This is a genomic window from Chryseobacterium sp. (assembly GCF_008831505.1).
Lineage (GTDB): Bacteria > Bacteroidota > Bacteroidia > Flavobacteriales > Weeksellaceae > Marnyiella.
The window spans coordinates 1053148-1072974 of record NZ_CP044507.1 but is presented as its reverse complement, the minus strand read 5'-3'; the positions used below and the strand labels follow the sequence as shown (position 1 = coordinate 1072974).

Sequence of the window (19827 nt, the reverse complement as noted above, 5' to 3'; positions counted from 1 at the left end):
CAGCGCCGGGAAATGCGGAACCACGGACAAAAGTTGGACGGACGCTGTGAATTAACGTGTAAAAAACACAGTTTAGGTTTACCTAAAGTAACATCCTACTTCTTTCGGCGGGCTTTGCTTTTCGCTTTTGCCTGCCCGCGGTTCGCGCCGGGCTTCGTTTTTGGAGGATTCCTTTTATGCGGACCACCCCAGTTTTCCTTTCTGTTTTTTTCTTTTTTCTCGTGAAATGCACCGCCTCCCTCTACAATTTTCACGGTATGTGCATTTTTCATCACAACCTCATCCTGTTCGGACGCTATTTTTGTGGGATTTACCTTCACAGTTTCAGGAAATGGAAGTACTTCAAGCTGTCTGTCCATCAGAACCTCTATATCAAAAACAAGCGGTTCTTCTTTTTCGGTGAAGAATGAAATGGATTTACCGTCTTTGTCGGCACGTCCTGTCCGACCAATACGGTGGATGTACTGTTCCGGGATTTCCGGGATCTCAAAATTGATAACATGAGTGATATCTGAAATATCAAGACCTCTGGCCATTACATCAGTTGTAATAAGACCGCGAATTTCGCCGTCCTGAAAACGCTTCATGGCTTTCAGCCTGTAATTTTGAGATTTGTTGGAGTGAATAACATCAAAAGCAGCAGGAAACAGCTCATCAATTTTGGTAAAGAGAAGATCCGCGTGTTTTTTATTGTTTGTAAACACCAATACCCTGGACATTTCTGCATCTGCTTCCAGCAGGTACTGAAGCAGGTTTACTTTGGTGTTAAAATTACGTACTAAATAGGAGGTTTGGGCAATTTTCTCTAGCGGTGTTCCCGATTTTGCCAATGAAATTTCAACGGGATTTGCGAAATATTCGTCCAGCATAGCATCAACGGCCTCTGTCATCGTTGCCGAAAACAGAATATTCTGCCGTTTGGCTTTCATCATCTCGAAGATATGGGTAAGCTGAGGACGGAATCCCAGGCTCAGCATCTCATCAAACTCATCGATAACCAGTTTCTGCACTTCCTTCAGGGAAATGGCATTATCTATAGCGAGGTCCATTACACGACCCGGAGTTCCTACCAGGATATCGCAGCCGTCGTTAAAGAGGAGCTTTTGGGTGTTTATATTTTTCCCGCCATAAATCCCAATGATCCTTGCCGTAGTATTAGCAGCCAAAGATTCCAGAACGCCGGTAACCTGAACTACGAGTTCACGTGTAGGTACGAGAATCAGAACCGTTGGATTACCCGTTTTGTTGTACTTCCACATTTGCAGAACCGGCAGCAGATAAGCCAGGGTTTTACCGGTTCCGGTCTGGGCAATTCCCATAATATCGCGGCCGGAAAGTATGGCTTTAAAGCTTTTTTCCTGAATGGGCGTTGGTTCAAATAGATTAAGGTCTGCCAGAGCATCAAGTAACTTTCCGGACAGATCAAAATCTGCAAAAGTGGTTTTCATGGGTATTCTAAATTAAAAAGCGCAGAGACAGCGCGTGGAATGTGGTGCAAAGCTACTGAAATTATTTTTTAGCGTGTTTTAAGCTAGATCGGCGTCAAGTGGTATGTTATTTTTTGTATTTTTAAAAATAAAAGAATTGACTGACTTGCTTTCCTTATTTAATTCAAAGAAAAGAAAGAAATCATACCGCGAGGTCTCACTGGTCCTGTCGGGGGGTGGCGCCCGCGGATTCGGCCATATAGGTGTCATAGAAGTACTTATAGAAAAAGGGTTCCATATTCACAGCATTGCAGGTACCTCCATGGGTGCGCTTATAGGTGGTTTGTACGCAATGGGTAAACTGGAAGATTTCAAAACCTGGGTAACCCATATGGGGAAACTTCAGGCTTTGGATCTGATTGACCTGTCTATACGTCGACGGGGGCTTCTAAAAGGAAATAGGGTATTCCGTAAGATGAAGGCACTTTTCCCAACTGTAAATATTGAAGATCTTGAAATTGGCTTTTCAGCGATTGCAACCCAACTTTATGCAAAAAAATCGGTATGCATCAATAAGGGTGATATTTACGACGCCATCCGGGCCTCAGTCGCAATACCGACTATATTTTCTCCGGTGGAAATTGACGGTGATGTTTATGTTGATGGTGGTGTACTGAACAACATTCCTATAGAGTATGCCCGCAGGAAGAAGAAAGACTTACTGATTGTGGTAGATGTAAATGCTTTTATCGAATATGAAGGCGCGAAAAATTCAGCTGTGGATTTGGGCTCAAGCATAAATGTGCTTTCGCACTCACTTAGTCTTCTCATTGAAGCTAATGCCAGAAATTCACTTACCGCTTTTCCGCCAGACATCTTGATTCAGCTGTCGCGTGAGTCCTGCAGCATGCATGATTTTTTTAAAGTTAAACAGCAGATTGAATATGGCAGGCAATGCGCTGAAAATGCCATCAACGAATTTCTGAAAGATGATTGATGATGAAAATTAAACACCTCCTGCTCACCGCAATACTCATTTGCATTTCCTGTACAGATAAAAAAGAAACTGTGCAGAAGGATGTAGTACCGCATGATAACGAAACTACAATAAAAACGGCAAAGAAACTTCCGGAAAATCTGGAACGGTGGCTCAAGTTTTATAAAGCGGAAAATCCCGATTTTTCAGCAGACAGTTTTACCTTACTGGACAGCGCTGACCTTAAATACAGTCCATCTGCGGTGAAAGCTAATTTTGAAGAAGATTTCAATCCGATATATGAACCCTTCCTGGTGTACAGTCCGGACAAATCGAAATATATAGATTTCGACAGTTACCACTGGTTTACTGACGAAAACGGAAATCCCGGATTTGAAGCAGACCAGCAGGTTTCGCTTGTACATCTGCCATCCAAAACTGTGCGGCAGCTCTCCTACTTCGGACCATCATTCACCATTGAAGATGCGTATTGGGAAGGTGACAGTGCAGCTGTACTTTTGGGAAATACCTACGAGAAAGTACCTTTTTACATTCGGTATAACTTTAACAGAAATATGACTTACACTTACAGATCTGCCGACACACTCAAAGTGACCCGATCGTATACCGAGGAAAGACTTAAGAAAAAGGGAATCGGCAGAAAATAAGATCCTTCGGGATTAAATGATAGGCCCCGAGGCAGTAACCCCGGGGCTTAATAATATAAATTTTGCAGTTTTTATTCCCACTCAATCGTTGCAGGCGGTTTGCTGGATATATCGTAAGCCACACGGTTGATTCCGCGTACTTCGTTAATAATACGGTTGGATACGTTTTCCAGAAATTCCCACGGGAACTTACTGAAAGTGGCAGTCATAAAGTCAATAGTATTAGCGGAACGAACTACAGCGGTATATTCATAAGTACGCTCATCGCCCATCACTCCTACCGACTTCACCGGCAACAGTACCACAAAAGCCTGAGACACCTTCTCATACAGGTTATTTTTGTAGAGTTCTTCTATGAAGATGTCATCTGCTTCCTGAAGGATCCTCACTTTCTCCTCGTCAACCTCACCAAGGATTCTGATTCCTAAGCCGGGGCCCGGAAACGGATGCCTCATTACCAAATGATGGGGAATCCCGAGCTCCTCGCCCACTTTGCGGACTTCATCTTTAAAAAGTTCACGCAGTGGCTCCAGAAGGTCCATCTTCATTTCCTCCGGCAATCCGCCAACATTGTGATGTGATTTAATTACGGCAGAAGGTCCTTTTACAGACTGGCTCTCAATTACGTCGGGGTAAATGGTACCCTGCGCCAGGAATCTGGCACCTTCGAATTTATGAGATTCTTCATCAAAGACGGCCACAAACTCATTGCCAATAATTTTACGTTTTGCTTCAGGATCAGAGACTCCCTTCAGTTTGCTCAGAAAACGATCAGAAGCATCCACCATATCAATCTTCATATGGAAATGCTCACCATAGTTCTCCATCACCTTACGGCCTTCATCTTTGCGAAGCAGCCCGGTATCCACAAAAATGCAGGTAAGCTGGTCTCCAATCGCTTTATGTACCAGCACTGCAGCTACAGAAGAATCCACACCTCCGGAAAGGCCCAGAATCACCTTCTCATTGCCAACTTTTTCCCTGATTTCGGCTACGGTTTTTTCAATATAATTGGTGAGTTTCCATTCCCGCGGCGCTTTACAGATCTTAATTACAAAATTTTCAATCATGCGTGTACCTTCTTCAGTGTGTGAAACCTCGGGGTGGAACTGCACGCAGTAAATCTTTTTATCTTCGTTTGAGATCGCTGAAATTACATCAGTCGTAGCGTTAACATTAAAGCCTGGCGGCACAGTCTGTACTTCATCAAAATGGCTCATCCAAACAGTAGAGAACCTGCTTACGCCGGCCAAAAGTTCGTTGGACTTATCGATTTGCAGTTTTGCTTTACCATATTCGCCTTTCACCCCTTTCTTCACCTTGCCACCCAGAAGATGTGTGGTAAGCTGCATTCCGTAACAGATACCGAGTATAGGAATATTTTGATCGAACAGCGCTTTGTCTATCAAGTGGGCGTTCTCTGCATTTACAGAGCTGGGGCCACCCGAAAGTACGATACCTGCGGGTTCTTTTGCAAGGATTTCCTCCAGTGGTGTGTTATAGGGAATTACCTCCGAATACACTTCCATTTCGCGTATGCGGCGGGCTATAAGTTGATTGTATTGGGAACCGAAGTCCAGAATAACGATACCGTTCTTCATAGTGTCTTAAATAGTTTGCAGTTTATATTAAACAAAAAAACGTGAAAACTCACGTTTTATTTATTAGAATTTCGCGATATCGTCCCGATAGAAAGCGTAGTCGAACTGTATCGTTTTCGCGTCACTATACACTTTCTTCCTGGCTTCTTCAAAATCTTTCCCTGTAGCAACAAGGTTAATTACCCTGCCGCCGGCTGTATATACACCACCAGCTTTGGTGGAGGCGCCAGCCAACAGGACAGTACTTTGAGTTGCTCTGTCCAGGTGTGTAATTTCGTAGCCTGTTTCGTACTTCCCAGGATACCCACCGGAAGCCATTACAAGGCAAACCGCTTTTTCATCTTTAAACTTGAGTTCAATATCTTTTCCTTCGATACAGTCGTTAATGGTGTCCAGCAGGTTATTTTCCAAAAGCGGAAGGATCACCTGAGTTTCAGGGTCCCCGGAGCGCATATTATATTCCAGCAGGTGACAGCCCTTATCGGTAACCATAAGTCCGAAGAAAATAAATCCTTTGAACATCAGGTAATTGTCTTTGAGACCGGCGATGGTAGGTTCCAGGATATACTTGCGGAAGTCCAGCTCATGTTCTGCCGTAAACTCAGGAGTTGGTGCCACACTGCCCATACCACCCGTATTTGGTCCGCGGTTTCCGGCACCCACACGTTTGTAGTCTTTTGCAGCAATACATGGGAACAGGTCTTTACCGTTGGAGAAACAGATTATCGACGCCTCAAAGCCACGAAGATATTCCTCTATAACTACCTTGATACCGGCATCACCATAAATCTTGTCGATCATGAAGTCGTGAATGGTCTTCATAGCTTCATCCTTATCTTCGGCTAAAACTACACCCTTGCCCTGAGCCAAGCCTGAAGCTTTAATTATCAGCGGATATTTAGCAGTTTCCAAATAAGCCTTAGCTTCTACATAGGAATTAAAGATTTGGGCATCCGCTGTTTTCACACCGTAGTCCTGCATGAATTTCTTGGAGTATGCCTTACTGCCTTCCAGTTTTGCCACTTTTTTTGAGGGGCCAAAAATATTGAGTCCTGCTTTGGTAAACTCATCTACAATGCCACTCACCAGAAATGCCTCCGGACCTACAATCGTAAGGTCAATAGCTTCTTTAGTAGCGAAATTCACCAAGTCCTGGTTATCGGTTAAGGAGATATTTTTGCCAATCTGCTCTGTTGCGGCATTTCCTTTGGCGAAAAATATTTGGCTGATCCTGCGGTCTTCAGCAAGTTTGCGGCCTATTGCAGCCTCGCGGCCACCGTTTCCTATGATTAGTACTCTCATATTAAAGTTTATTTTTTAGATGATACAAAATTACTCTTTTGGTTGAGTAATTCAAATTCAGCAATTAAAAGATTACGCCGTTTAACCGCACTTTTTAGTGGAAAAAGTGGCGCATACCAGTAAACAGCATTGGAATACCGTGCTCATTTGCAGCAGCAATGCTGTCCTCGTCGCGCATACTTCCGCCGGGCTGTATAATGGCTTTAATACCTTCGGCCGCACAGTAATCCACCACATCGCGAAATGGGAAGAAAGCATCTGAAGCTAGGACAAGATCACCGCTGAACTTTTCCTTAGCACGCTGAACCGCGTGTTCTGTAGCCCAGATCCGGTTTACCTGCCCACCGCCGATACCCAGTGCCTGTACCCCGTTTGATACTACTATAGCGTTGGACTTCACGTATTTTACCACGCGCTGAGCAAACAGCAACGCTTTTTCCTGCTCTGGTGAGGGTTTTGCCGCAGTTACTGTTTCAATTTTATCTGAAAAGTCACTGTCTGATCCCTGAACCAGAATTCCGCCGTCCACCTTTACCCAAGTTTGCGCATCGGATACGGGATTTTTGATCTTAATGATTCTGAGATTTTTCTTTTTCCTCAGGATTTCCAGGGCATCTTCATCAAAATCCGGTGCCATTACAATTTCGAGGAAGGTTTTGTTAAGTTCCGTGGCGGTAGCACCATCCACTTTAAAATTCATGCCAATAATGCCACCAAAAATGGATACAGGATCACATTCGAACGTTTTGGTATAGGTTTCCAAAGCTGAAGTTCCGACTGCTACTCCGCATGGCGTGGAGTGCTTTACGGCACAGCAAGCCATTTCTTCTTTAAACTCATTAACTACCTTCCAGCAAAGATCCATGTCACGCAAGTTGTTAAAGGAAAGTTCCTTTCCGCCCAGGATTTCAAAATCCTTCATGGCACCATTTTCGGTAGTAGAAGCGTAAAAGGCCGCAGACTGGTGCGGGTTTTCTCCGTAACGGAGGTCAGAAACTTTTTTATAGGAGGCATTCAGGTACTGAGGGTATTCCTCGTCCAGCAACATTCTGGAAATTGCCGCGTCGTAAGCGGCAGTCAGGTTGAAAACCTTTCCGGCCAATTTCTTTCTGGTTTCAGCTGTTGTATTACCTGTTTCAGCGATTTCATGCTTAACAAGATCATAATCCTGAACATCAGTAATTACGGTAACCGAATTGAAATTCTTGGCTCCTGAACGCAGCATAGACGGTCCGCCAATGTCGATGAATTCCACTTTTTCGTCCAGTGAAATATCTGCATTTGCATTCTCAAAGAAAGGATACAGGTTAACGATAACCATATCGATAAGTCCGATTCCGTGCTGTTGTACGGTGGACATGTGTTCCTCACTGTTTCGCACCGCAAGTAAACCTCCGTGAACTTTTGGGTGAAGTGTTTTTACACGGCCGTCCAGCATTTCCGGAAATTCCGTTATCTCGTCAATCTGAATTGGATTGAGTCCCGCTTCCTTCAGGTGTTTAAAAGTACCACCTGTGGAAACTAGTTCATAATTCTGTTCTTCTAAAAATTTTGCAAAACCGATAAGTCCGGATTTATCCGAAACTGAGATCAGCGCTCTTTTCTTTGACATCTTTCTTTCTTTACTTTTTATTTGACTGTCCCAATGTCTGTCGACCGGACGTTTTTCTAACTTTTTCGGAACAAATACGAGTTGCCGTCTCAATATAATGCCACTTTATTCAACTGTCATACATTGGAATAAATTCCCATGCAGATATCGTTCGTTCCTACGGAACTCACGTCCCCAAAACCTTATTTATTGCCTTGGGGAATATTTCATATTCAATCCTATGTACTTTTTCGGCTAAACCCTCTACAGTTTCATCTTCCGCAACTTCAAATGATTTCTGAAGGATAATTTCACCTTCGTCAATCCCCGGCGTTACAAAATGAACCGTAGCACCGCTTTCAGCTTCTCCGGCATCAAGCACAGCTTGATGTACATGATGTCCCCACATTCCCTTTCCGCCAAACTTCGGCAGCAATGCGGGATGAATATTGATGATTTTTCCTCTGAACTTTTCACAAAACTCTGTGCTCAGTATAGACAGAAAACCTGCAAGGATCACCAGATCCGTATCCCCGGGAACTACCTGAGCCAGTTTTAATGAAAATTCCTGACCTCTTTTAATCAAATGCCGAGGAATTCCATGTTTTTCGGCGCGCTGCAGTCCTAAACATTCACGGTCTGCGACCACCAGGGTAACCTTAGCATCCGGAATCCCACCATTTTCGGTGCAGTCTATGATGCGCTGAAGGTTGGTGCCACCTCCGGATACCAATACAACGATATTCTTCATAAAGGAGTTCGAAACTTTATAATTGGTAAGCGCCTGAGTAGTTGAGTACTATTTTCTCTTCACCTTCGGTAATCTCTCCTATTTCATAGGCATCATCCAGAAGGTTCAGGACTTTTTCCGAATGGTTAGCATCAATAACGATCACCATACCAACACCCATATTAAAGGTACCGTACATTTCAGTACGCTCTATATTTCCGCGTTTTTCAAGCTCCAGCATAACAGAAGGAATCCTGATTGCAGATGTATCGATCTGTGCAGATAATCCGTTCGGAATGATGCGCGGGATATTCTCGATGATGCCGCCACCTGTAATATGTGCGATACCGTCTACCTTAACTTCCTCCAGCAGCTTGTGTACTGGCTGATAGTAAAGTCGGGTGGGAACCAAAAGCGTTTCATAGAGCGGTTTGCCTTCAAACTCTTCGTTAAAGTCAGTGAATATTTTTCTAACCAATGAGAATCCGTTACTGTGAAATCCAGAACTGGGCAGTGCGATTATTTTATGACCAGACTTTATTTTGGAACCGTCGATGATGTTCTCTTTTTCCACAATCCCCACGCAGAAACCAGCCACATCGTAATCGCCTGGCTTGTACATACCGGGCATCTCGGCGGTTTCGCCGCCGATCAGCGAACATTCATTGTCCTTGCAGGCCTTCACCATGCCCATTACGATTTCGGCAGCTATTTCAGAATCCAGTTTCCCGCACGCGAGATAGTCCAGGAAGAAAAGAGGTTTTGCACCGTGACACAGGATATCATTGGCACACATTGCGAAACAGTCCACACCAATCGAGTCATACTTCTTAGAATCGAGCGCTACCTTAAGTTTTGTACCCACGCCATCTGTTCCACTCACAAGAACCGGGTTTTTATAACCGGCGATCTGGTAAAATGCTCCAAAACTTCCCAGGTTGTTCAGGACATTCTCATTATGGGTTTCTGCCACGGCAGATTTTATCTTATCAACGGTTTTGTAGCCTTCTTCCTTATCTACACCGGCGGATTTGTAAGTGTTACTCATGTTCATTAGGTTATACTAAAGCCAAATAAAAAAGCCGACAATCATACAGACGTCGGCTCACTATTATTTTTTGGAGGAGATTGCGCATCCCAAATCCTGGAATTTTTCACTTAGGGAATGTAATCTCTGCGGCTTCAATGTTAAAAAATTTTGTTCTGCGAAAGTAAGATTTTTTAGCGGATTTAAAAAATGGATTCAAAAAAAATTACGCTTCGTTTTAATTCATTTATCTATTTTTGCTGCCAAATATACAGACTATGGCTTCAGGATTTTTTGCGATTTTAGATGATATTGCAGGGTTGATGGACGATGTAGCGGTAACGGCCAAAGTGGCTACCCAAAAGACCGCCGGAATTTTGGGCGATGACCTGGCCGTAAACGCCGAAAAAGCGACCGGCTTTCTGGAATCAAGGGAAATTCCGGTTCTGATGAAGATTATGAAAGGTTCCTTCATTAACAAGATTATCATCATTCCTGCGGTCTTTCTGCTTCAGTGGCTGTATGCGCCTGCAATTACCATTATCCTGGTTTTCGGAGGATTTTACCTGGCCTATGAAGGTGTTGAAAAGATTATTGAATTTCTTTTTCACAGGAATAAAAAAGGTGAAGAAGTTATTGAGGAAAATGTGGCGGATGATGCAAATGGGGATGAACTGGAAAAATCCAAAATCAAGTCGGCGGTAACAACGGACTTTATTCTTTCGCTGGAGATTGTAATTATTGCGCTTGCCTCTGCAAAAGAGGGATACGAAGCCCTGAAATCACAATTTAACCCATTGCTAGTTGAAATTGTTTCGGTATCTATTGTGGCCATCATCGCTACGATAGGTGTATACGGAATTGTAGCTTTAATCGTTCGCATGGACGATGCCGGATATAAAATCATCAAGAGGTCGGGAAAAGATAAAGGTTTTTTGGTAACGGTAGGAACTTTTCTGGTTAGTGCACTACCGTGGGTTATAAAAGGACTTGCGGTAATCGGTACCGTAGCCCTGATATTGGTGGCCGGAGGCATCTTTGTCCACAATATTGACTGGATCCATCATCATTTTCTTCCAAATGCCAACTCCTTACTCCGGGATACACTGGCAGGTATAATAGGCGGAATCATTGCCCTGCCCGTGTTTCATTTCGGAGGGAAAGCACTCTCCATACTCAAGAAATAATAGTAGTACTATATATAAACAGAGAAAGCGGGTGAATTCCCGCTTTCTGTATGAATTGGCCAGACTTTAATTGGTAAAAAACTGCTTTACTGTCTCAATCTTTGATTTCAGTTCAGTCAGTTTTTCCGCATCAGTAATTCCAAGTCCTTCTTCGAATCTGTCCCTGAAATTGGGTAAAGAGAAGGTTTCAATTACGTTGGCACCGCTGAATGGCGCGCGTTTCAAAAATACTTCAATTACATTCTTGCCGCCACCGTTTCCGGGCGCAGTTGCCATCAGGAATATTGGTTTGTCTCCAAAATGCTTACGGTCTTTAATGCGCGAAATCCAGTCGAAGACATTCTTAAAAGCTGTTGAATAAGCCGAATTATGTTCAGCAAGCGACATAATGATAAGCTCGGAGCTGTCTATTTTAGCTGCAAAATCTTTTGCTAACTGAGGAATGCCATTTTGCAGTTCCCGGTCATGTTTGTAAATGGGCATCTCGAAATCATTAAGGTCGAGGATTTCTACATCATCTTCATTGAAAAATAAAGTGACATAAGAAATCAGTTTTTTATTGATAGATACTTCGGAATTGCTTCCTGCGAAAGCCAGTATTTTCATATTGAGGTTGAGGTTCAGGTTAAGGCTGAGGTTGAGGTTCAGGTTGAGGTTCAGGTTGAGCTGAATAATTCAGTTAAATATAAGCGAAATCAGATAACCATTGGGACTTCCATCAGTAAAATTTCTGAATCTTCAAGGGTTTCCAGTTGGAAAGCGTCTGTTTGCCAGATTCCGAAACCGTCCCGGGTTTCCAAAACCTGATCCCCGATCTTTGCGGAACCTTTCAGAACAAAGATATACACGCCGTTACCTGCTTTTTTCAGACGGTATTCCCGGCTGCAGCCTTTTTCAAAATTGGCAAGATGAAACCAGGCATCCTGATGAATCCAGACCCCATCATCCTCGGGATCAGGCGAAAGGATCTGTTGGAACGCATTTATTTCCGCATTTTCACTGATACTGATCTGGTCATACCGCGGCTGTACATTCATTTTGTTTGGAATGACCCAGATCTGGAGAAATTTCACAAGTTCATCCCTGCTCCTGTTGTATTCGCTGTGCTGCACACCCGTTCCGGCACTCATTACCTGAATTTCGCCTTTGCGAATAACGGCCGTGGTTCCCATTGAATCTTTATGTTCCAGATCACCTTCCAGCGGAATGGAAATGATTTCCATATTGCTGTGCGGGTGCGCGCCGAAACCCATGCCGGAGGCTACCTGATCATCATTGAGAACGCGCAGCGCGCCAAAGTTCATTCTTTCGGGATTGTAATAATTGGCAAAGCTGAAACTGTGATAGGATTTTAGCCAACCATGGTCTGCAAAACCTCTTGTATTTGCTTTGTGATATACTGTTTTCATATATTATTGATTTATTACACAAATTTACCGCTCGTAATCCAGTAGAACATTGACTTAGGTTAAGTTCCGTCTTCCATTGATCCGGCGCGTATTGCGACAGAGATGCCTTAACTGTGAATTGCAGTCAGCACCAGATCTCATCAAATCCGTTATTTAAGTTGATTAAGATAACTGTCCTCCAGTGGAGCCTTTATTTTTACAACATCGTCCACCACATCATTGGGCACCGTCACAGAAAGCACATACTGCTTAATTTTCCATTTGTTTCCCACCCTTTCAAGCACTCCGGAACCACGGCAGATTTTCATCTGTGTATCCAGAATCTCATCAAACCAGGCCAGCATGCCGTCTTTGCTGAAATAAATATTTCTTTTCACTGACCTGAAATTCCAGGCTTTGCCTTTATCAAAATAAGGTTTGGAATACGCCATAAACTGCTTCTTATCCCAAACTTCCGCAGCATCTGTTCCTATAAATGTGGACTCTTCCGCAAAAAGGTCAAAATAGCTTTTGAAATCTGCCTGAGCAGCAAAGGCATTAAGGTCGTCCAGAACTTTATTAACGTTTTTTTTCTGGACATTTTCGTAGAAGCCTTTATTCTGGCCGTTTACTGAAGTAAAGAGTCCAATTATCACAAAGAGTACCGTAATCAGCTTGATTTTTTTCATGACCAAATTTTTAACTGTTATTAATTCAACTTTAAAAGTAGGAAAGTTTCTTCTATACAGTATGTAATTCAATATCAATTGGCAGATAATTCTTGAATAAAGATACTCAGAGAAAACTTTGGCTGAAGACTGAATAACCGGCATGGGGTTCCCGCAGCATTTATGAACTTTATTTCAGCAAAACCGGCAAAAAAATAATTAACATTATCTGTCTAATCTCATTTTCTGTCCTGCCTGCCCTATTTTTCACGCGAGAATTAATCACGAATCCACATCAGAAGCCTATCTTTGCAACTTCAAACAGCTTCAAAGAAATGTCAGATAAAAAGTTAATCACGGCCGCACTGCCATACGCTAACGGCCCCGTACATATTGGCCACCTGGCTGGTGTTTATATTCCTGCAGATGTATACGCGAGATTCCAGCGAAGGTTGGGAAAAGACGTCGCATTTATCTGCGGATCCGATGAACACGGTATTCCTATTACCATACGTGCTAAAAAGGAAGGCGTAACTCCTCAGGATATCGTGAACCAATATCATGAGTTGATTAAAAAATCCTTTTCTGACCTGGGAATTTCCTTTAACGAATATTCAAGAACCACTTCCAGGAGACACCGTGAGGTAAGTCAGGACTTTTTTAAGACACTTTATGATAAAAACAAGTTTACGGAAGAGGTATCCGAACAGTATTATGATGAGCAGGCCGGTGAGTTTCTGGCTGACAGGTATATTGTAGGCACCTGTCCAAAATGTTCTAACGATGGTGCCTATGGTGACCAGTGCGAAAAATGCGGCGCCACGCTTTCACCCTCAGAACTCCTGAATCCGAAATCGATGCTTAGCGGTAATGTGCCCGTGCTGAAAGAGACAAAAAACTGGTATCTGCCACTTAATGAATATGAAGATTTCCTGAATGAATGGATTATTGAAGGTCATAAAGATGACTGGAAACCAAATGTATACGGACAGGTGAAATCGTGGCTTACAGACGGTCTGAAGCCACGCGCCATGACGCGCGATCTGAACTGGGGAGTGCCTGTGCCGCTGCCAGATGCCGACGGGAAAGTCCTTTATGTTTGGTTCGATGCTCCAATTGGCTATATAACATTTACCCAGGAATGGGCTGAGAAAAACGGCAGGGACTGGAAAGAGTTCTGGCAAAATGAAAATTCCGATCTGATTCATTTTATCGGCAAGGACAATATTGTATTTCACTGTATTATTTTCCCGGCAATGATGAAGGCGCACGGCAATTACATTATGCCTGCCAATGTTCCCGCTTTTGAATTTCTGAACCTGGAAAACGAAAAAATATCAACCTCGCGCAACTGGGCAGTCTGGGCACACGAATATGTGCAGGAATTCCCTGGCCAGCAGGATGTACTGAGATACGCTTTATTGTCTTCAGCACCCGAAACCAAAGACAATAATTTTACATGGAAAGACTTCCAGACCAAGAACAATTCTGAACTGGTAGGGATTTTTGGAAATTTCATTAACAGAGTCGCGGTCCTGATCCACAAATACTATAACGGCTTTATTCCTGAAGGTACTTTAGGCGAAACGGAGCAGGCAGAAATAAAAAAAGCGGGTAGTGAGATTGAGATGTATCTGGAAAAATTTGAGTTCCGCAATTCACTTTCGGCACTTATGAATCTGGCGCGCTACGGCAACCAGTTCCTGCAGATAGAGGAACCCTGGAAAACAATAAAAGAAAACCCGCAAAAGGCTGCCAATTCACTCTTTAATGCAGCACAAATCGCAGTTGCCTTGGCTCAGTTTTCTGAACCGTTTATGCCTTTCACTTCCGAAAAGCTATTGAGAATGTTCAATTGTAATCAGCTGAACTGGCAAGACCTTAAAGACCGTGAGCTGATGATAGAAACCGGTCACGAGATTAATGAGGCCGCACTTTTATTTTCAAAAATAGAAGATGAGACGGTGGACTTCCAAATCCACAAACTGGAACAGACCAAAGCGTCAAATAAAAAAACAAATCCTAAAGCCAATCCCATGAAAGAAGAAATACAGTTTGAAGATTTTACGAAAATCGATTTAAGAACTGCAACCATCCTTACTGCCGAGAAAGTGGAAAAAGCGGACAAACTTCTCAAATTTACCGTAGATACAGGTGTTGATGTGCGCACGGTTGTATCAGGTGTTGCTGAAAGTTTCACACCTGAGGAATGTGTAGGAAAGCAGGTAATGATATTACTGAATTTGGCGCCAAGAAAAATCCGTGGTATCGAATCACAGGGTATGCTGCTGCTGGCCACCAAACCGGATGGTAAACTGACCTTCGTGACTCCGGAAAACCAGGTTGAAAATGGCGTAGAGGTTTCCTAAGACAATATCATAAAAACAGTAAAGGCAGGTCGCGGTGACCTGCCTTTTTCTTTATACAACCCGGCGGGATGCCTTACCACTCGGAAGTATTTTTAATTCCCAGCTTTTCGGGTTCAAAGACAGGGTCCCGGCCCTCCTTCTTCTGCTGTTCGTAATCTTTGAGTGTAATCAGTGCTTTTTTCTGAAGTATAAGTACTGCGATCAGGTTAAGCCAGGCCATCAAACCAACGCCAATGTCTCCCAGTGCCCATGCATTGCCACCGGTAGTAACAGAACCGAAAACCACACTGGTAAGGAACAGGATTCGCAGTGTCCAAAGAACCGCAGGATGCATTTTTTTCTCTCTCAGATAATAGAGATTGGATTCAGCAATAAAATAATAGGCAAGAATGGTGGTGAAAGCGAAAAATAGAAGCGCTAAGGCTACAAATCCATGGCCTAAGGCCGGAAAATGAGCCGAGATGGCCGCCTGTGTAAAAAGTGCTCCCTCTTCCACTCCCGGCAGGTTATGTTGAAGGAACCCACCGTTGCCGTCACTTACATTATACATTCCGGTGAAAAGAATCATTAGGGCTGTAGCTGTGCACACAAACAATGTATCAATATACACCGAGAAAGCCTGCAGTATTCCCTGTTTTGCCGGGTGGGTTGTTGCGGCGGCAGCGGCGGCATGGGGAGCGGTCCCCTGGCCGGCTTCATTAGAGTAAATCCCCCTTTTTACGCCCCAGGCGATTGCCGAGCCCAGGATTCCGCCGAAAGTTGCTTCGGCACCAAAAGCTGATGAAAGGATCAGTTTAATCATGGCAGGTAACTGTTCAATATTAAGCCCGATGATCACCAAAGCCATAAGAATATAGGCTCCAGCCATGAAAGGAACTGCTAATTCTGAAAATTTGCCTATGCGTTTTACATCTCCTATAATAATGAGTACAAGGAAAAGTACAACACCAAGCCCCACCCAAAGCGGGTCAAAGTCAAATGCGCTGTTCATACTCTGCGCAATGCTGTTGGACTGCACACCCGGCAGGAACAGCGCGCAGGCCACAATTGTGCAGACTGCAAAGAGTGCGGCGTACCACTTTTTACCCATACCCCTCTCAATATAATACGCCGGGCCACCCCGGTAATTCCCGTTTTTTTCAACTTTATAAATCTGCCCCAGGGTTGCCTCTATAAAGGCTGTGGAACTTCCAAGGAAAGCAATGGCCCACATCCAGAAAACCGCACCCGGCCCACCCATTGCAATGGCTGTAGCTACGCCGGCTATATTCCCTGTACCAACCCTGCCGGCAATGGCAATGGAAAACGCCTGAAACGGCGAAACACCTTTATCACTTGAACCTTCGGTAAACAACTGTGAAATCATGTCCTTCATAAACCTGACCTGTACAAATTTGGTTCGGATGCTGAAGTAGATGCCTGTACCAATGCACAGGATAATTAAGGCATTGGACCATATAAGGTCATTAGCTGTTAGAATAACTTTTTCAAAAAATTCAGCCACAGACAGTGTTTCACTCATATATCAATAATTAAGAGCGTAATAATACAACTTTCTGTTTTTTCTGAAGGCAAAAAGTTTAGCAAATACAGGTATGGTATAAACCCTAATACCACAGAAACCTCTATGACCCGGCTATATATCCTTCAAAAATATGATTACTGTCAGCATTCTGTAATTCACCAGCCAAACAAAATATATTGCAGGATAATTTGACTAAATTTGGGTATAAAATTACTTAAGATGATTACTGTAAAAACATTGTTTACAAGACTGTTTCTGCCCGCCCTTTTCTTTACTGCGATTGTTTCCTGCGACAGCCGCGACGACGAGTTTTCAAATGAACAGTATGTAGGAGCCTGGGACTGGGTGGCTACAACAGGTGTGAATGTAAATGAAAATCCCACAAATACCGGCAAGACCGCGCAGTTAATTCTGACGCCCGAAGGAACCTACACGATAAAAGAAAATGATATCGTTCAAAGTCAGGGAAATTATTCGCTTTACAAAGGTGTAACCTCTACAGACCATGTGGAGAAAATGTATATCGACTTTTCCAATGATCCGGATAAAATGGTGAACAGCGTAAATGCGACCGACCTCTCCCTGGGTGACGATTCGGTGAATGGTCTCACTTACCATTATAAAAAGTAAACCCTACTTGCCAAGAACAAACACGGCCGGAAGCTTATGAAGTTCCGGCTTGTTTTTTTGCCACTCCTTAATGCTGAGCGTCCTGATGAACTCGTTCTCAGGATCATTGATGTTTGCTGCGACACAAAGTTTAGTGTTTGGAGCCAGGAATTTACAGAGATCCTCAAAGAGTGCATTATTCCGGTAGGGAGTTTCCATGAAGATTTGTGAGTAACCGGTTTTCTGCACCTGAGATTCCAGCCAGAGTATTTTACTCTTCTTTTCAGACCGGTCTATGGGAAGGTAACCATGGAAGGTGAATTCCTGACCGTTGAAGCCACTGGTTATAAGCGCGAGAATAATTGAAGAAGGTCCGTTTACAGGGATGACCTGAATTTTGTTTTCATGGCACCATTTCACCATAAGGTTTCCGGGATCCGCAATACAGGGAAGTCCGGCTTCGGACAGTAAACCAAAGTCCTGACCTTTCCGTATAAGGTCCTGTGCCTCCTTCAGGTCGGAACTTTCAGAATATTTATCCAGAAGATATAGTTTCAGGTCAGCCTGCTTTTTCCCAGGTGCAAAAAATTTGATGACTTTACGCGCGGTCTTTTCATTTTCAACAAAAAAGAAGTCCGTTTTCATGATGTACTCCTCAACTGCAGGCGCAAAATAGGATGAAGGCGAATTCTCGGAAAGGTACGCAGGTATTAGAAAGAGCATAATTACTTTGCTTTAGAGGTAAGTTTATTACAGATCGCTTCGGAAGCCTGGTTCAAGAGTTCAAAAGTTTCGCGGAAGCCCTCAGCATCACTCCAGTAAGGATCCTTAACTTCACAATTATTTACATCCATACCGGCAGCTTCAAGAAAAAGTGATACTTTGTTTCTCTCTTCCTCACTGTCTGTGAGTTCAATTACGTCGTGAAGTACGGTCCTGTCCATGCAGAAAATGTAATCATAGATCTGAAAATCGTGCGGCGTAATGGGTCTTGACTTTTGTGCGGAGATATCAATTCCATATTTATGAGCGACAGCGACCGCACGCTTGTCCGGCTGTTCACCTTCATGCAGCGAAATTGTTCCAGCTGAATCGACCACAAAATGTTCCGGCAGTTTAGACGCCAGGATTCCCTCAGCCAAAGGACTGCGGCAGATGTTTCCCAAACATACGACTAGAATTTTCATGAATTTTATGTTTTAAATTTAAAAAAAACCCTTTCAGCTGGATTAAAAGTTGAAAGGGTTATTATTCTATGAGTACGGCAAAAATCTTAATGCTTTAATTTTTCCGTAAGCTCCTTTACATATTTCTTAATTTCTTTGTCAATCTTCGATACATCCTTAATCGTATCGCAGGCATACATTACTGTGGAATGGTCTTTACCACCCATTTCCTCACCAATTTTGGTGAATGTGGCATTGGTATATTCCTTGGCAAAATACATGGCAAGCTGTCTGGGTAAGGCAATCTCACGCTTTCTTGTTTTGGAGAGAAGCTGATCGCGCTCTATGCCGAAATATTCGCAAACCACCTCCTGAATATAAGGAATATTGATGACTTTCTTCTTGGTGGATGAAATCTTGCTGATGGTTTCCTTCAGCAGTTCCAGGGTGAGATCCGATTTATAAATGGTGGAGTAAGCGATTACAGAGTTTATCACACCAATCAGGTCCCGCACGCTGCTCTTCACTTCATTGGCCAGGAAATCCAGCATATCATCAGACAGTTCAATACCGTCGCGGCTCAGTTTGTCGATGATGATCTTTCTGCGCGTGTCAAAATCCGGCGCTTTAATCTCGGCGGTAAGACCCCATTTAAAACGGGAAACAATACGTTCCTGGATATCCATAATATCCACAGGTGCGCGGTCAGAAGTCAGTACGATCTGTTTACCGTTTTGATGGAGATAGTCGAAGATGTGGAAGAAACTGTCCTGTGTAGCCGATTTCCCCGACAGAAACTGGATATCATCAATAATCAGGACATCCACCATCTGGTAAAAATTGGCGAACTCCGTCTGTTTGTGCGCTTTGGCGGCAGAAACGAACTGCTGTATAAATTTCTCGGACGAAAGGTAGAGAACCACTTTGTCCGGCAGTGAATTTTTCACTTCGAGACCGATGGCATGGCCAAGGTGGGTTTTTCCCACACCATAACCTCCGTGCAGAAAAAGTGGGTTAAAAGCGGTTGCACCCGGTCTTTTGGCAATTGATTTTGCCACGGTGGAGGCAAATTTATTGCTTTCACCTTCCACATAACTGTCAAAAGAAAAGTCGGCCTTTAAGTTGGAGTCGATATTAATCTTCTGGATGCCGGGCACCACAAAAGGATTAACAATTTTGTCCGATGAAAAATGCTGAGGCATTGTTTCCTGCGGCTTTGGTGCCGGCGTGGATTTGCCTTTTACATTTACCGTAATTGGCTTTTCCTTTCCGGCAGGCCTGTTTTCCATTACCTGGTACCACAGTTTTACGCCTTTCCCGATGTACTTTTTGAGAGCAGCCGAAAGAAGGGACAGGTAATTGTCCTCAATATATTCCTTGTAGAAATCGCTCGGAACCATCAATGTAAGATTGTTATCAACCAGGGAAACCGGCTGAACCTTATCAAAAAGTAAATCGAAAGAATTCTCGAGCTTTTTCAGGTTGGAAGAGTCTTCGGCAGCGTTGAGATTGTCCCTCATAAACTGGAGGCATTTCTCCCAAATCAGTACTAAATTTTCATTCATTTGTTCAACTTCAATTAGGCCTCTTGTT

The 19827-nt window shown here is 43.5% G+C and carries 18 protein-coding genes; 5 read left to right on the top strand and 13 right to left on the bottom strand.

Annotation, left to right across the window (positions count from 1 at the left end; all coding sequences use genetic code 11):
• Positions 1 to 95: 95 nt before the first annotated feature.
• Positions 96 to 1448, bottom strand: a complete 1353-nt coding sequence (locus F7R58_RS05060) for a DEAD/DEAH box helicase (RefSeq protein ID WP_158063860.1) — start codon at positions 1446 to 1448, stop codon at positions 96 to 98.
• A gap of 136 nt (positions 1449 to 1584) precedes the next feature.
• On the opposite strand from F7R58_RS05060, the gene F7R58_RS05055 reads away from it, so the two are divergent.
• A complete protein-coding gene (locus F7R58_RS05055; RefSeq protein ID WP_229723849.1) occupies positions 1585 to 2424 on the top strand; it encodes a patatin-like phospholipase family protein in 840 nt (279 codons plus the stop codon).
• Positions 2424 to 3071, top strand: coding sequence for a hypothetical protein (locus F7R58_RS05050; protein ID WP_158063858.1), 648 nt, complete (start codon positions 2424 to 2426; stop codon positions 3069 to 3071). Before F7R58_RS05055 ends, F7R58_RS05050 begins: the two co-directional genes overlap by 1 nt.
• Before the next feature lie 71 nt (positions 3072 to 3142).
• Here F7R58_RS05050 and guaA read toward each other — a convergent pair whose 3' ends face one another.
• The 5 genes from guaA to purM all read right to left on the bottom strand — a co-directional run bounded on the left by guaA (position 3143) and on the right by purM (position 9343).
• Positions 3143 to 4672 carry a glutamine-hydrolyzing GMP synthase gene (gene guaA / locus F7R58_RS05045; RefSeq protein ID WP_158063857.1) on the bottom strand — a complete coding sequence of 510 codons (1530 nt, stop codon included), beginning with the start codon at positions 4670 to 4672 and terminating at the stop codon, positions 3143 to 3145.
• 63 nt (positions 4673 to 4735) lie between these two features.
• The gene (purD, locus tag F7R58_RS05040; protein ID WP_158063856.1) at positions 4736 to 5974 is read right to left on the bottom strand and encodes a phosphoribosylamine--glycine ligase; all 1239 of its coding nucleotides are present in this window, start codon (positions 5972 to 5974) and stop codon (positions 4736 to 4738) included.
• Positions 5975 to 6068: 94 nt separating this feature from the next.
• Positions 6069 to 7586, bottom strand: a complete 1518-nt coding sequence (gene purH / locus F7R58_RS05035) for a bifunctional phosphoribosylaminoimidazolecarboxamide formyltransferase/IMP cyclohydrolase (protein ID WP_158063855.1) — start codon at positions 7584 to 7586, stop codon at positions 6069 to 6071.
• Between the two features lie 166 nt (positions 7587 to 7752).
• Complete coding sequence (gene purN, locus F7R58_RS05030; RefSeq protein ID WP_158063854.1) at positions 7753 to 8316, bottom strand: phosphoribosylglycinamide formyltransferase; 564 nt, start codon at positions 8314 to 8316, stop codon at positions 7753 to 7755.
• 16 nt (positions 8317 to 8332) lie between these two features.
• Positions 8333 to 9343: a phosphoribosylformylglycinamidine cyclo-ligase gene (gene purM / locus F7R58_RS05025; protein WP_158063853.1), complete on the bottom strand. Its 1011-nt coding sequence runs from the start codon at positions 9341 to 9343 to the stop codon at positions 8333 to 8335.
• 257 nt (positions 9344 to 9600) lie between these two features.
• Between purM and F7R58_RS05020 the strand changes: the two genes are divergently transcribed.
• Positions 9601 to 10509, top strand: a complete 909-nt coding sequence (locus tag F7R58_RS05020) for a DUF808 family protein (protein WP_158063852.1) — start codon at positions 9601 to 9603, stop codon at positions 10507 to 10509.
• 66 nt (positions 10510 to 10575) lie between these two features.
• On the opposite strand, the gene F7R58_RS05015 is transcribed toward F7R58_RS05020, so the two are convergent.
• The 3 genes from F7R58_RS05015 to F7R58_RS05005 all read right to left on the bottom strand — a co-directional run bounded on the left by F7R58_RS05015 (position 10576) and on the right by F7R58_RS05005 (position 12586).
• Complete coding sequence (locus tag F7R58_RS05015) at positions 10576 to 11115, bottom strand: NADPH-dependent FMN reductase (protein ID WP_158063851.1); 540 nt, start codon at positions 11113 to 11115, stop codon at positions 10576 to 10578.
• A gap of 89 nt (positions 11116 to 11204) precedes the next feature.
• Positions 11205 to 11918: a pirin family protein gene (locus F7R58_RS05010; RefSeq protein ID WP_158063850.1), complete on the bottom strand. Its 714-nt coding sequence runs from the start codon at positions 11916 to 11918 to the stop codon at positions 11205 to 11207.
• 149 nt (positions 11919 to 12067) lie between these two features.
• Entirely contained in the window at positions 12068 to 12586 is a 519-nt protein-coding gene (locus tag F7R58_RS05005) for a nuclear transport factor 2 family protein (RefSeq protein WP_158063849.1), read from the bottom strand.
• A gap of 314 nt (positions 12587 to 12900) precedes the next feature.
• Between F7R58_RS05005 and metG the strand changes: the two genes are divergently transcribed.
• Positions 12901 to 14934, top strand: a complete 2034-nt coding sequence (metG, locus tag F7R58_RS05000) for a methionine--tRNA ligase (RefSeq protein ID WP_158063848.1) — start codon at positions 12901 to 12903, stop codon at positions 14932 to 14934.
• Between the two features lie 73 nt (positions 14935 to 15007).
• Here metG and F7R58_RS04995 read toward each other — a convergent pair whose 3' ends face one another.
• Positions 15008 to 16456, bottom strand: coding sequence for an alanine/glycine:cation symporter family protein (locus F7R58_RS04995; protein ID WP_158063847.1), 1449 nt, complete (start codon positions 16454 to 16456; stop codon positions 15008 to 15010).
• A 222-nt stretch (positions 16457 to 16678) separates the two neighbouring features.
• On the opposite strand from F7R58_RS04995, the gene F7R58_RS04990 reads away from it, so the two are divergent.
• A complete protein-coding gene (locus F7R58_RS04990; RefSeq protein WP_158063846.1) occupies positions 16679 to 17089 on the top strand; it encodes a hypothetical protein in 411 nt (136 codons plus the stop codon).
• Between the two features lie 3 nt (positions 17090 to 17092).
• Here F7R58_RS04990 and F7R58_RS04985 read toward each other — a convergent pair whose 3' ends face one another.
• The 3 genes from F7R58_RS04985 to dnaA form a co-directional block, all read right to left on the bottom strand.
• The gene (locus F7R58_RS04985) at positions 17093 to 17791 is read right to left on the bottom strand and encodes an SAM-dependent methyltransferase (protein ID WP_158063845.1); all 699 of its coding nucleotides are present in this window, start codon (positions 17789 to 17791) and stop codon (positions 17093 to 17095) included.
• Positions 17792 to 17793: 2 nt separating this feature from the next.
• On the bottom strand, positions 17794 to 18255 hold the full coding sequence (locus tag F7R58_RS04980) for a low molecular weight protein-tyrosine-phosphatase (protein WP_158063844.1): 462 nt from the start codon (positions 18253 to 18255) through the stop codon (positions 17794 to 17796).
• Positions 18256 to 18341: 86 nt separating this feature from the next.
• Positions 18342 to 19799: a chromosomal replication initiator protein DnaA gene (dnaA, locus tag F7R58_RS04975; RefSeq protein ID WP_158063843.1), complete on the bottom strand. Its 1458-nt coding sequence runs from the start codon at positions 19797 to 19799 to the stop codon at positions 18342 to 18344.
• Between the last annotated feature and the right edge of the window lie 28 nt (positions 19800 to 19827).